The sequence below is a fragment of the Clostridium drakei genome, from assembly GCF_000633595.2.
GTDB lineage: Bacteria > Bacillota > Clostridia > Clostridiales > Clostridiaceae > Clostridium_AM > Clostridium_AM drakei.
On record NZ_JIBU02000005.1, the window covers coordinates 24,075 to 37,743 of the forward strand.

General features: G+C 28.1%; 16 protein-coding genes. 15 read left to right on the top strand and 1 reads right to left on the bottom strand.

Features of this window, described 5'->3' with window-relative positions; translation table 11 throughout:
- The first annotated feature begins 18 nt into the window (after nt 1-18).
- The 6 genes from EG57_RS0202915 to EG57_RS0202940 all read left to right on the top strand — a co-directional run bounded on the left by EG57_RS0202915 (nt 19) and on the right by EG57_RS0202940 (nt 5,417).
- Nucleotides 19-537, top strand: coding sequence for a type 1 glutamine amidotransferase domain-containing protein (locus EG57_RS0202915; protein ID WP_032075809.1), 519 nt, complete (start codon nt 19-21; stop codon nt 535-537).
- Between the two features lie 111 nt (nt 538-648).
- Complete coding sequence (locus tag EG57_RS0202920) at nt 649-2,175, top strand: sensor domain-containing diguanylate cyclase (RefSeq protein WP_242859798.1); 1,527 nt, start codon at nt 649-651, stop codon at nt 2,173-2,175.
- 467 nt (nt 2,176-2,642) lie between these two features.
- The gene (locus EG57_RS27375) at nt 2,643-2,942 is read left to right on the top strand and encodes a HesB/IscA family protein (protein WP_332925334.1); all 300 of its coding nucleotides are present in this window, start codon (nt 2,643-2,645) and stop codon (nt 2,940-2,942) included.
- A gap of 59 nt (nt 2,943-3,001) precedes the next feature.
- Nucleotides 3,002-3,316 (top strand): thioredoxin, encoded by a 315-nt coding sequence (gene trxA / locus EG57_RS0202930; protein ID WP_029160649.1) that lies wholly within the window; start codon nt 3,002-3,004, stop codon nt 3,314-3,316.
- A gap of 448 nt (nt 3,317-3,764) precedes the next feature.
- Nucleotides 3,765-4,496: an ABC transporter ATP-binding protein gene (locus EG57_RS0202935; RefSeq protein ID WP_029160650.1), complete on the top strand. Its 732-nt coding sequence runs from the start codon at nt 3,765-3,767 to the stop codon at nt 4,494-4,496.
- Nucleotides 4,497-5,417, top strand: a complete 921-nt coding sequence (locus EG57_RS0202940; RefSeq protein WP_032075810.1) for a SufB/SufD family protein — start codon at nt 4,497-4,499, stop codon at nt 5,415-5,417.
- A 124-nt stretch (nt 5,418-5,541) separates the two neighbouring features.
- Here the strand turns inward: EG57_RS0202940 and EG57_RS0202945 are convergent, their stop codons facing one another.
- Nucleotides 5,542-6,537, bottom strand: a complete 996-nt coding sequence (locus tag EG57_RS0202945; protein WP_032075811.1) for a YeiH family protein — start codon at nt 6,535-6,537, stop codon at nt 5,542-5,544.
- Nucleotides 6,538-6,644: 107 nt separating this feature from the next.
- Here EG57_RS0202945 and EG57_RS0202950 point away from each other — a divergent pair, with 107 nt between their 5' ends.
- From EG57_RS0202950 to EG57_RS0202990, 9 genes are all read left to right on the top strand, one after another.
- On the top strand, nt 6,645-7,523 hold the full coding sequence (locus EG57_RS0202950; RefSeq protein WP_032075812.1) for a LysR family transcriptional regulator: 879 nt from the start codon (nt 6,645-6,647) through the stop codon (nt 7,521-7,523).
- A gap of 173 nt (nt 7,524-7,696) precedes the next feature.
- Entirely contained in the window at nt 7,697-8,452 is a 756-nt protein-coding gene (locus EG57_RS0202955) for a prolipoprotein diacylglyceryl transferase (RefSeq protein ID WP_032075813.1), read from the top strand.
- 215 nt (nt 8,453-8,667) lie between these two features.
- The gene (locus EG57_RS0202960; protein WP_032075814.1) at nt 8,668-9,870 is read left to right on the top strand and encodes an ROK family protein; all 1,203 of its coding nucleotides are present in this window, start codon (nt 8,668-8,670) and stop codon (nt 9,868-9,870) included.
- Nucleotide 9,871: 1 nt separating this feature from the next.
- On the top strand, nt 9,872-10,705 hold the full coding sequence (locus EG57_RS0202965) for a sulfite exporter TauE/SafE family protein (RefSeq protein ID WP_032075815.1): 834 nt from the start codon (nt 9,872-9,874) through the stop codon (nt 10,703-10,705).
- Between the two features lie 3 nt (nt 10,706-10,708).
- Nucleotides 10,709-11,068: a DUF1634 domain-containing protein gene (locus EG57_RS0202970; RefSeq protein ID WP_029160657.1), complete on the top strand. Its 360-nt coding sequence runs from the start codon at nt 10,709-10,711 to the stop codon at nt 11,066-11,068.
- Between the two features lie 453 nt (nt 11,069-11,521).
- The gene (locus tag EG57_RS0202975) at nt 11,522-11,713 is read left to right on the top strand and encodes an ATP-binding protein (protein ID WP_029160658.1); all 192 of its coding nucleotides are present in this window, start codon (nt 11,522-11,524) and stop codon (nt 11,711-11,713) included.
- A gap of 5 nt (nt 11,714-11,718) precedes the next feature.
- Nucleotides 11,719-12,279 (top strand): class I SAM-dependent methyltransferase, encoded by a 561-nt coding sequence (locus tag EG57_RS0202980; RefSeq protein ID WP_032075816.1) that lies wholly within the window; start codon nt 11,719-11,721, stop codon nt 12,277-12,279.
- Between the two features lie 278 nt (nt 12,280-12,557).
- Nucleotides 12,558-13,181, top strand: a complete 624-nt coding sequence (locus tag EG57_RS0202985; protein WP_032075817.1) for a DUF1847 domain-containing protein — start codon at nt 12,558-12,560, stop codon at nt 13,179-13,181.
- 46 nt (nt 13,182-13,227) lie between these two features.
- Nucleotides 13,228-13,653 carry an MOSC domain-containing protein gene (locus EG57_RS0202990; protein WP_032075818.1) on the top strand — a complete coding sequence of 142 codons (426 nt, stop codon included), beginning with the start codon at nt 13,228-13,230 and terminating at the stop codon, nt 13,651-13,653.
- The last annotated feature ends 16 nt before the right edge of the window (nt 13,654-13,669 follow it).

A 13,669-nucleotide genomic window follows, 5' to 3' on the forward strand; every position in this document is an offset into this window, starting at 1 on the left:
TTATGAGGAGGAATTAGTATGGAAAATAATAAAAAAGTTTTAAGTCTTATTCATAGTGATTTTGAGGATTTAGAATTTTGGTATCCTATTTTAAGGCTTAAGGAAGAAGGAGTAGAAGTAATTGTAGCTGGTGAAAAAGCTGATGAAAAATATATTGGTAAGTATGGAGTTCCTGCACACTCAGATTGTGCTTTTTCAGAAATAAATGTAGAAGAATTTGATGGTATTTTGATACCAGGAGGATGGGCTCCAGATAAACTAAGAAGATTTCCAGAAGTTATAGACATAGTAAGAAAGATGAATGATGAAAACAAGGTAGTAGGACAAATATGTCACGCTGGATGGGTAGCAATTTCAGCAAAGATTTTAAAAGGAAAAAAGGTTACAAGTACGCCTGGAATAAAGGATGATATGGAAAATGCAGGTGCAACCTGGATTGATGAAGCTGTAGTTGTAGACAAGAATCTTGTTTCCAGCAGACGACCAATGGATTTACCTTTATATATGAAAAAATATATTGAAGTTTTGAATAAGTAGGTTATAATAAATTCTCCAAGAAGTTTCTTTGGAGAATTTTTTTATGACTATAAAAAAGTTCTACATGTTTGTAATAAATATTTAGTATAATAGTTGTACGAGGTGAGTTCTTTGAAGGTAAGCAATCTTTTAAGCTTTATGTTATTAGTATCTGCACTAGTATTGTTTTTTTTAGGGTATTTTGCATGTAAAAGTGATAAGAAATATGTTGTTATATCTTTGATTCGCATATTAAAATTTAAATTTTTAAAGCGTACACCAATTGAACTAGAGAAGGTTTTTTCTAATATGCTGAATGGAGTTATAATATTAGATTCTGAAAATAATATAGTTAATTTTAATAATGCATCAAAAAATATTATTTCAGAATTGAAGTATTTAGAAGTAGGCCATAAAAAGATTGATGAAGTATTGAAAGACCATAATACATTACTAAATGCAGTGAATGATGGCTTTAGTAATGAAAGTTTAATAACAACAAAAGGTAAAGATCATTTAATATACTATAAGGTTAATATTAATAGTATATATGAAAATACTGGTGAAATTATTGGCAAAACACTTATTTTTATAGATGTTACAGAGCAAAAAAGAAATATAGAGAAAATAAATAAGTTATTAAAGTTAAAAGAAGTTATGCTTGATATTGGGTATTCTATTAATGAAATATCAGATATTAATGATTTACTTCAATTAATATTAGATAAGCTTATCAATTGTATTGATGAGAAGAGAAATGGTTCAATATTACTTTTAGATGAGGATGAAAATTTAAAGATAGTTGCATCTAAAGGTTATAATTCTGAAGATATTAAAAAATATGTAGTTAACTTTAAAGAACGTTTTAAATGGAGTGATGGTGAAGAAAGTATAAACAAAACAGTTATTTACAATAATGTAGATAAAATAAAAAATATAATTATGCTAGATACAGCAGAAGGAAAAAAAATAAAATCTGTAATTAGGTCACCTATTATTATAAATAATGAGTTGTATGGCTTTCTAAACATTGACAGTACATCTAATAATATATTTGATGAAGTATACTTGGAATTAATGGAATATATGGCAAGTCAGATTTCTATTGCAGTTACAAAGCATAAACTTTATGAAAAAACTGTATATCTATCTAGATATGATAAGTTAACTAATGTATATAATAGAAGCTATTTTGAACAATTACTTTATGATAATATCAATGATAACATAAATAAAAAAGAATTTTTTGTAGTGGTTTTTGATTTAAATGGACTAAAATTTGTTAACGATAGTTATGGTCATTTAGCTGGAGATGAATTAATTAAAATATTTTCAAAACGATTGAGTGAATTAGCTGGTGCTTCAGATATTATAGGAAGATTTGGGGGAGATGAATTTATTGGAGTTTTCTTTAATTTAGATTTTGAAAATTTAATTGATAAATTTGAAGAATTAGTTAAACACTTTAAAAATAATCCAATAAATTTTGGCAAAGACAAAATTATTTGCAGTTATAGTTATGGTATTGTGAACTTTCCAAGAGACGGAGTGGAAATTAATGAACTGATAAAAATTGCGGATAATCGTATGTATGAATATAAGAGTAGGATAAAAAAGGTAGGAATAATGAAAAAATCCATCACCAAGTTGCGGTATTAATACTACTTTAAAGAATAATCAAGAGGTAAATTTATTGAAATACTTACAAAAGCCTTAGAAGAGAAGGGCATAATTATAGATATGGTTGGAATAAAGACATCAGAAACAGAAAAAGCATTAATAGATGTAAAAAGATTATTGAATATAAGATAAATTATATAGTGTAGGAATGGTTCCAAGTCAATACTTTAAGGAAATAAAAAAATAATAATAGCTTTAAGTTTGTATAGTCTCTTAAGTGAGACTATTTTTTTACATAAAAAATGTATTGACATATATATCATAATATCGTAATATATAAATATAAAGATTGAAGCTGGATTCGAAAATGTGTTGTTATACACAATTTGATGTGAATAGTTGTTAATTCAGCATGTTTTCATACTTATAAAAATTATAAGCTAGGCAGAAATTAATTATATAAATATTGATTGAAATAAAAAATGTGAAAGAAAGGTGATATTATTATGATTAAAGTTACTAAAAAAGCAGCTGAAAAATTTAATGAAATCAGAAAAAAAGCTAAAAATCCTGAAAATGCAATATTAAGAGTTGTTTTTGCAGGTTATGGATGAGGTGGTCCAAAATTGCAGTTAACTCTGGATGAGTCAAAAAATAACGATGATATAATTGTTAAATCAGAAGGTATAAATGTTGTTTATAGTTCAGATTTGAAGGAATATGTGGATGAATCAACTATTGATTATTCAACTGGTTGGTTTAGACGAGGGTTTACTATACTTGGAGGCAATGCTTCTTCATGCTAAAGAATGAAGAAAATATTAAATAAAATGAAAAGTTATACTTGAAAGGAAGGTTTTTAGTTATGGCAAAAATAATAAATAGTAGTGAATTTCAAAAGGATGTTTTAAATAGTAATGAAACAATATTAGTGGATTTTTTTGCAGAATGGTGTGGACCATGTAAGATGGTATCTCCAGTCTTAGAAGAATTAAGTACAGAGTTTGAAGGAAAGGCTAAAATATTTAAAGTTGATGTTGATAAAAGTGGTGATTTGGCAGGAAAATATGGAATTACAGGTGTACCAACATTAATAATTTTCAAAGATGGTAAAGCAGTTGATAAGATGGTAGGTTTTCAACCTAAGGAAATACTTAAAGCTAGATTGCAGCAGTATTAAAATTAGGATGAACAACTATTTATTGCAAAGTTATAATAAGTAAATAATAAAAGAACAATTTGACACAAGAGTATGTAAGCGAATTAGCTTTCAACTATACTCTTGTGTTTTCTTTTATAATTGCTTTTGTGATGGAAGTTTATGATTACTATATATTTGCATATATTACAGATAAAATTATTTCATCTATTGAAAAAGAAAGAATTTATAAAAATATTAAAAGTTTTGAATAGATATTTTTGGAGTTTAAAATCAAGTGATTTTTATACTGAGGTGGGAGTATTAGCAATGATAGTAATTGTATAAAATTTTAGATAGTAAGCAGTTGTACAAAATTTAGTATTTTTTATTATGTATGGTATAATAACTACTGAGAATTAATGTGATGTATTTATTAAACATAAATGTAAAACAATTTTATGATTAAAAAAACAGGAGGACTATATGAATGTTAGAATTAAAAAATCTATCTTTAGAATTAGAAAATGATAATAAAAAAGTTAATATTCTACAAAATATAAATCTGAAGTTTGAAAAAAATAAAATATATGCAATTACTGGTCCAAATGGTGGCGGTAAATCATCTCTAGCCAAAACAATAATGGGAATATATAAGACTACTTCTGGAAATATATTATTAGATGGAGAGGATATTACAAATTTAAATATTACAGAGAGAGCTAGACAAGGTGTAGGATTTGCTTTTCAGCAACCGGCAAGATTTAAAGGAATAAAAGTAAATGAATTATTAAACTTAGCTGCAAAGGATAATGAAGTAAACATATGTAAATTGCTTTTAGATGTAGGACTTTGTGCTCAAGATTATGTGAATAGAGATGTGGATTCCAGCCTTTCTGGAGGAGAACTTAAGAGAATAGAAATAGCAACTATACTTGCTAGAAATCTTAAAGTGGCATTATTTGATGAACCAGAAGCAGGAATAGATTTATGGAGCTTTAAAAAATTAGTTGAAACTTTTGAAAATATGAATAGAAAGCAAGAAACAACTATAATTATAATATCTCATCAAGAGAGAATTTTAAATTTAGCAGATGAAGTTATTATATTGTCAGATGGTACAATTAAAGAAATAACTTCAAAAGAAAATATACTTGCACAAATAATAAAAAATGACAGTTGTAATTGTGGTGAAACTTGTGAAAAAGGGAGGACTTTTTAGATGTTGGATGCGTTAGATAAAAGTATGTTAGATCAAATGTCAGGACTTCATGAATTGCCAATCGGTGCTTATAATATAAGAAAAAATGGAGAAAAGGCTGCAAGAAACACTACAGCAAATATAGACATAGTAACAAAAGAAGATAAACCTGGTATAAATATAATAGTAAAACCTGGGACTAAAAATGAAAGTGTACATATACCTGTAATTATAACACAGGAAGGCTTAAACGATGTTGTATATAATACTTTTGAAATTGGTGAAGGATCAGATGTGCTTATAGTAGCAGGCTGTGGTATACATAATCCAGGTGATACAAAATCTCAACATGATGGAGTTCATGAATTTTTTATTAGAAAAGGTGCTCGTATAAAATATGTAGAGAAACACTTTGGAGAAGGTAATGGAAATGGTGAAAGAGTATTGAATCCTAAAACAATAATCGAGGTTGAAGAAGGAGGATATGCAGAACTAGAATTAATTCAAATAAAAGGGGTAGACAGTACTAAAAGGGATACAGAAATAAAACTTCATAAAGATGCTAAAGTTGTAGTAATAGAAAGACTTCTTACATATAAGAATCAAGATGCAGAGTCTATAATAAATGTAGAAATGGTAGGGAAAGACTCTTCTGCACAAATAATTTCTCGTTCTGTAGCTAGAGATGATTCAAGGCAAATGTTTCATTTAAATATGTCTGGATATGAAAGATGTAGAGGTCATATACAATGCGATTCCATAATAATGGATAAAGCTAGAGTAGAATCTATACCTAAAATATCAGCATTCCATTCAGATTCTCAACTTATACATGAAGCTGCCATAGGAAGAATTGCTAACGACCAGCTCATAAAGCTTATGTCTTTAGGACTTTCAGAAAAAGAAGCAGAAGACACGATATTAAATGGATTCCTAAAATAGAGGACAATTGACAGAGGACAATGAAGGTGAGTTTTCCTCCTTACGTCAGAAAACTAATTTATCTGATGGCTACCTACACTTTCCTTTGTCAATTGTCATCTGTCCTCTGAGAAAGTTGCTTTCCTTAAAAAATTCCCATTATAAAATGCTGTACTCCAAGTGAAGTAAGTGCTAAAACAACCCAACATGTAAAACCTAATACAATTGGTCTTACACCATTCTTAACAAGTTCTACAATATTAGTATTTAATCCTACAGACACCATTGCCATTACAATTACGAATTTTCCAGCTTCTGATAAAAACTTAGTAAGTGCAGCTGGTATAGGAATAAATGTGTTTATTACAGAGGCAGCTACAAATCCAAGTACAAACCAAGGGAATATTTTGCTAATACTGTAAGATCCTTTTTTACCTTTAGATTCTTTTTTAGAAGTATAAATAGCAAGTGCCAAAGTAATTGGAACAATTGCTAAGGTTCTTGTAAGTTTTACTATAACTGCAAGATTACCTGCTGCAGTGCTGTAAGAATAGCCAGCAGCTACTACAGATGAAGTATCATTAACAGCTGTTCCGGCCCAAAGTCCAAAGCATTGATTGCTCATGTTAAATAAATGACCAAGGAATGGAAACAAAAAGGCTGCAATAGCATTAAAAAGAAATATGGTTGATATAGAATGAGCTACTTCTTGCTCATTTGCATTAATAACTGGAGCTGTTGCTGCAATAGCGGAACCACCACATATGGAAGAACCAACACCAATCAAGGCTGCTGTTTTCCCATTTATTTTTAATAATTTACCTGCAATATAAGCAGTAATGAATGCTGCTGTTAGTGTAAAAAGCATTAAAAGAATTGTTTGCTTTCCTACTTTAAAAACATTGAAAAGATTCATGCCAAATCCCATAAGAATAATTGAATATTGAAGTAACTTTTTTGCAGTAAAGGTTACTCCTGTATTAAAATAGCTTGGTCTTTTCCAAAAGGCTAAAATCATTCCAAATAAGATGCCAAGTACAGGGCTTCCTATAATAGGAAAAGCATTTCCAATTATCCATGCTGGAATTGCTATAATTAGAGCAAGTATAATCCCATATAATTTGTTATTTGTTGTTTTCATAATATCTCCTCCGATCTGTTTCTTATGATACACCTTGACATTGTATAAGTAAAATATTATTATTTAATCAATATAATAAGTATATACTAATGTATAAGGAGAATATTATGACTTTAAGACACTTTAAAATATTTGTTGCTGTATGTGACAAAATGAACATGACGAAGGCTTCTGACACATTATTTATGTCTCAATCGGCAGTTAGCCAGGCAATTTCTGAACTTGAAAATCACTATGGGCTGCGCCTTTTTGAACGGCTTTCGAAAAAACTTTATATAACTCAGGCAGGAGAAAAATTGCTCAGCTATGCTAGATATATTATTAAATTAAATATAGAGCTTGAAAATGAAATGAAAACTCTGAATGAAAAAGGATCTATACGTATTGGTGCAAGTGTTACCGTTGGAGCTTATGTACTTCCTAAACTTGTTTCACATTTTCAAAGAGAAAATACTGAAGTTGATATACAAGTGTATGAAGAAAACACTACGAAAATTGAAAAAATGCTTCTTCATGATGAAATTGATTTAGCACTTGTAGAAGGAGAAACAACAAATTCAGATATTATAAACAAGCCATTTATGAATGATGAACTTGTACTTATTTGTGGATCTAATCATAGATTTTCAAAACTATCTTACATTGAACCTCATGAGCTTGAAAATGAAAAGTTTATTATTCGTGAAGAAGGAAGCGGAACGCGTAAAACCTTTGAGGATAAAATGATAGAAAACCAATTAACATGGCAAGTTGCCTGGGTTTGTAATAATACTGATACTATAAAAACTGCAGTTGTAGAAGGGTTAGGAGTTTCAGTGATTTCAAGAAATTCAGTAATAAATGAATTAGATTCTAGAATTCTTTGTGAGATACCTATAAAAGGTATAAAATTTAAAAGACAGTTTAAAATCATATATCATAAGAACAAATATTTGACAGAAATAATGCAGCGTTTTATGAATTGTTGTGAAGTAAAGTATAAATAAATTCTAGAAGTTATTTGACAATTAACTTATTGCCAAAACGGTTGAAACATATATAATTATATTATAAATAAAAAAGTATTAAAAGAAATGTTAATAATTAGGTTAATTTCAGGTAAAAAAAATCAATCGATGTATTAAGAAGGTACACGATATATGAAAAGAGGAGTATAGAAATGCATCCAATACTATTCAAATTTGGTTCAATTACTATATACAGTTATGGCCTTATGATAGCCATAGGTATAATAGCTGCATTGCTGCTATCAACATACAGAGCGAGGAAATTAGGTTTTAACGAAGATGTAATTATAGACTTAGGCATATATGGAATAATAGGAGGTTTTATCGGATCTAAACTTTTATTTTGGATGGTAGAATTCCAAAATGTAATTCATGACCCTAAATATATTTTTGAAACGTTAACTAGCGGATTTGTAGTATATGGAGGTATAATGGGAGGTATTTTAACAGGATATGCCTATTGTAAAAAAAAGAAGTTAGATTTTTGGGGCTATTTAGATTTAATAGTACCAGCAATTGCGTTAGCTCAAGGTTTTGGAAGAATAGGATGCTTTGAAACAGGCTGCTGCTTTGGAAGAGAAACGGATAGCATTTTGGGGATAGTGTTTCAAAAATCTTTATATGCACCAAATGGAGTACCACTAATACCTACACAGCTTTTTTCAAGTGCGGGAGATTTTATAATAGCAGGTATACTTCTTTATTACTCATCAAAGTCTAAAAGAAAGGGACAAGTGTCAGGACTTTATATGATTTTATATAGTATAGGAAGATTTATTATTGAAATATTTAGAGGAGACCAAAGAGGTAATGTTGGATTTTTATCAACTTCACAATTTATTTGTATATTTATATTTTTTATAGGTATTTATGTTTTTGGTTTTGCTAATAAAGAAAAAAATGATTAGTTGATTTCATAAATTTTAAAATAGTAATACATGATATAAGATCAAGCTGTAAAAGTACATTATAGCTTGATCTTTTGCATTTGAATATTTAATTATAAAGCATATATAAAAAGTTATTTAAAAATAAAGTCATAAATTATACAAAAAACTTATTGCCAAAATGGTTAAAAGTTGTATAATGAAGTTATGACAAATATGTAAAAAAGGAGGTTTATATGAAGAAAATTTTAAGAGAATTGTCAAATAGAGAATTAGAAACTCTAAATATAATTCAAAAAAAAGGTTTGATTACAAAGAAAAGTATACAAGCTATAACAGATATGACATTGACTACTTTAAATAGAGTAATGAAAAGTCTTGAAGATAAAAAATTAATAGCTGAGGCAGGCATATCAAAGTCAACAGGAGGTAGAAAGGCAGTAAAATATAGTGTGGCAGAAAATGGGCTATATGCTATAGGAGTCGATATATCAAGAACTTATGTAAGAATAATTATATTAAATTTGAAAATGACAATTTTAGCAAAAGAAGAGTTTTTTATGAATGATACTTTTTCTCCAGAGAAAACTGTTGAAAAAATTGGAAATTTAATAAATGAAGAATTATTAAAATTGTCAATAGATAAAAATGAGGTATTAGGTATAGGTATAGGCACTGTAGGACAATTGGATAGAGAAAAAGGTATTATGCTAAATCCTGAAAATTTTTTCAATGAAGATTGGGGTAATGTTCCTATAAGAGATATGTTGGAGAAGAAAACTTTACTTCCATGTTTCATAGATAATGGAACTAATGCTGCTGTTTTAGCTGAGTACCTATTTGGCAAAGGAAAAGATTTAAAAAATGTTGTATATATACATTGTGGAATTGGAATAAGATCAGCAGTTATAAATAATGGAATTATTATTAGAACTATGAGGGATTCAGAAGATTCATTTGCACATATGGTTATAGACTTCAATGGTGAAAAGTGTAGTTGTGGTAATAAAGGATGCTTGGAGAGTTATTCATCTATTAATGCAATAGTTAAAAGTTTTAATTCAACATTAAAAAATAATAGTGATAGTGTAAATGAAGAAATAAAAGAAGAAGATTATAAGAAAATATTAGAGCTGGCAGTGCATAATAATAAAACTGCTGTAGAAATTATTAATAAAGGTGCTGAAATTCTAGGGGTCGGACTTGCCAATATGGTGAGAATATTAAATCCTCAATTAGTGATTTTATATGGAACTTTAATTAAAAATTATAAATTGTATTACAATAAATGTATTGATGCATTTAATAAAAATAACTGCTTAAATAATGAGGTTATATTTAGTGATGGAGGTGAATTTAAAGAAAATGCCATAGCAGTCGGTTCAGGATTAATAGTAATAGAAAATTATCTAAAAAAAACAGGCATTGGGGGAAAGTAAAATGGTTATAATAGCTTTAAAAATATTTATCATATCAATTATAGCAGGAGTATTAGGTTCAATTCTTGGACTTGGAGGTGGCATTATAATTACACCAGTACTAACTTTATTCTTTGGAATAGATATAAAATATGCTATAGGTGCAAGTATAGTATCAGTAATTGCTACTTCAAGTGGAGCAGCTATTGCCTACATAAAAGACAAAATAACAAATATAAGGATAGGAATGTTTCTTGAAATGGCTACAACAACAGGCGCAATTACAGGAGCGTTTTTAAGTGGAATGATTAGCACTAAATATCTTTACTTGATATTTGGTATAGTATTATTATATTCTGCAGTTAACATGATTAAAAAATCAAAAAGTGAACTTCCTAAAAATGTAGAAACACATCCTATAGCTAAAAAACTTAATCTAAATGGATCTTATTATGATAAAGTTTTAAATCAGGAAATTCAATATAATGTCACTGGTGTCTATGGTGGATTTGGTATGATGTATGTGGCAGGAGTTATATCAGGTCTACTCGGTATAGGAAGTGGTATATTTAAGGTTATGGCTATGGATTTATTTATGAAGCTTCCTCTAAAGGTATCCAGTGCTACTAGTAATTTTATGATAGGAGTAACTGCAGCTGCAAGTGCTGGTGTGTATTTAATTAGAGGAGACATAGATCCTAAAATTTCTGCTCCTGTAGCTTTAGGAGTTTTGTTTGGAGCAACTATTGGAACTAAAGTTATGCAGAATTTAAAGAGCAAAACTATAAGAAAAATATTTATACCAGTTGTTGTTTATGTTTCAGTAGAAATGATTATAAAAGGATTGGGGGTTTAAATGATGCATAAAAATGAAATTGAAGAAATGGAAATTGTTATAAGTAAATTTTTGAAATTTGGTGTTTTATTAAGTGCTTTTGTAATATTCATAGGTTTTCTAATGTTTTTGATAACTGGAAATAGCGGATATCCAGGAAGTACATATCCAACAGGACCTATATCAATTTTAAAAGGAGCTTTGGCATTTAAATCCTATGCAATAATATTAACTGGACTTATGATTTTAATTGCAACTCCTGTATTTCGTGTGGGTGTTTCAATTATTGTATTTGCAAAGGAAAAGGACTCTTTATATGTAAAAATCACTTCTTTTGTTTTCATAATATTAATTATAAGTTTTATACTTGGGAAAGTTGAGTAAACAGATAAATCACAAGTATTATTACTTTGTTTGATGATAACAATGAAAAAAATCATAAAAAATAGTATTTATTTTTACCTATTAATGGAGTTGTCGCACTAAGAGATTTGGATACAATATATTGTAACATTTATTCTTAATGTAACAGCTTTATTTAATGTCTATATTTCACCCAATCTTGGTTTCTAAAAGCAAAGCATTTTTTCACATTGTAGATAAACTCTAATCTTAAATTAAAAGTTTGAATAAAAAATTTAGTATGAAATTAGAATCTCTATATTGTAATATTATAATATAATCGTATTAAGTAATGGAAATAATAAATATGAAAGAGGATAGTTGTATGTGCTTTTAAATTTGTGGAAAATATTTTAAAGCACATTACAAAAAATTAATGGAAGAAAGTAAATTCATCATAAGGCTATTAAAATATTATAGGTTGGAGTGACTATTATGATAATAAAAGTAAATAAGGATATTTGCACACAAGATCATTCATGTTTAGCGGTAAAAATTTGTCCAGTATATGCATTAAAACAAACAGGGTTTGGTTCACCTAATGTACTTGAAGAGAGATGCGTAAAATGTGGCAAATGTGTATACTATTGTCCTATGGGTGCATTAGAATTTGAAGATGAGGAGTGAGTAAGATGCATAAATTTGATTTAAAAAAAATAGAAAAACTAGATAATCCTAAAAGAAGAGAGAGCATGCCTCCTGAAGAAACTCTAAAAAAGTTTAAAGTAGATAACAAGGGTACGTTACTTGATATAGGTTGTGGTATAGGATATTTTACTATACCAGCAGCAAAAATTATTAATAAAGGAAATGTAATTGGTATAGATATAACATCAGAAATTCTTGATATTGCAAAGAGAAAAGTAGAAAATATAAAGAATATAGAATTTAGAAAGAACGAAGAATACTTTTTTCCAGTAGAAGATAATTCTATTGATTATGTTTTTGTATGCAATGTTATACATGAAATAGAGGATAAAGTGAGATTTTTTGCTGAGGTAAAAAGAGTATTAAAAAATCAGGGATATTTTTGTATAATTGAATGGGATAAAAGGAATATGAAAAATGGTCCATCAGTAAATGAAAGAATATCAAAAGAAGAAATAAAAAGCCTAGTTGAACCTCTAAAATTTACATTTTTAGAAGAAGTAAATATTAATAATGAACATTATGGTATAAAATTTAAAATATAATAAAAACAAAATATTAGTTTTTATTGAGAATAAAAAAACAGTTAGAATAATTTTAAAAACTATTCTAATTGTTTTTTTGATATATTAAACAGAAATTAACTCAGCAATATTTTGTAAAATAGAAATTGATATATAGTTAGCATATGCTATAATTATATTTATAGCATATGCTAATAGTTGCTTAGATAATTAATATAGTTATGCTTTTTGTGAATAAATTTTATCTTAAAGGCATGATTAATATTTAAAATAAAACGAAGAAGGTTTGAGGTGGGAATATGTATACTTGTGCTATGTGTAGTGAACATTATTGTAAGAAAGGAGAACTTGAAAAATTACCGGCTAATTGTCCTTGTAATGAAAAAGAGGAGCAAGAAAAAATAAAAAAATTATATTCTGAAGATGAAAATTATAAATTAGCACATAATTCTGCTTTAGTTGAAGCAGAAGGATATTGTAAAAAAACAAGACTTGAAGAGATAATGGATTTTGCTAATAAATGCAGTTTTAAAAAATTAGGTGTAGCTTTTTGTGTAGGATTAAGCAATGAAGCAAAAGTGTTATGTACAATATTAAAACATAATGGATTTGAGGTCAATTCTGTGGTCTGTAAAAATGGAAGTATACCTAAAGAATTTTTGAATATTAAGGATAGTGAAAAGGTAAAACCTGGTAGCTACGAAGCTATGTGTAATCCTGTAGGACAAGCTATTTTTTTAAATAATGCTAAGACGGATTTAAATATTATTTTAGGGTTATGTGTAGGTCACGATTCATTATTTATAAAATATTCTGATGCACCAATAACTGTTTTTGCAGTTAAGGATAGAGTACTTGCACATAATCCTATAGGTGCATTATATCTTTCAGATGGATACTATAAAAATAAGCTATATAAATAGTAGTATTTAGAATAAATATGCAGCTAAATTTTGAAAGGAGATTTTTATGGGTGAAGTAATTTCTCTAAACATTAGTGAAAAGAGAGGGACTGAAAAAGCTCAAGTTTCTTTTGTTAATGCTATTGAAGGATTTGGAATTGAAGGTGATGCACATGCTGGAAATTGGGATAGGCAAATAAGTATTCTTCCTATAGAAGCTATGAGTAAGATTCCTTCTAATAAGATGGAAGAAGTCAAAAATGGAGGATTTACTGAAAATATTACTATATCAGGTATTTTGCTTGATGATCTTAAAATTGGAGATGTAATTCAAGTTGGAGAAGCTGTAATTAAAATACAACATATAGGTAAAGAAGAGTACAAGGAACATGGAAGACCTTACATAGTTAGCAGAGAAGGTAGATTTGGTATAGTAATTAGAGGTGGCAAAATAAATATTGGCGATTTTGTAAAAACAATAAAATCAGAATAATTAATATATTTAAAAA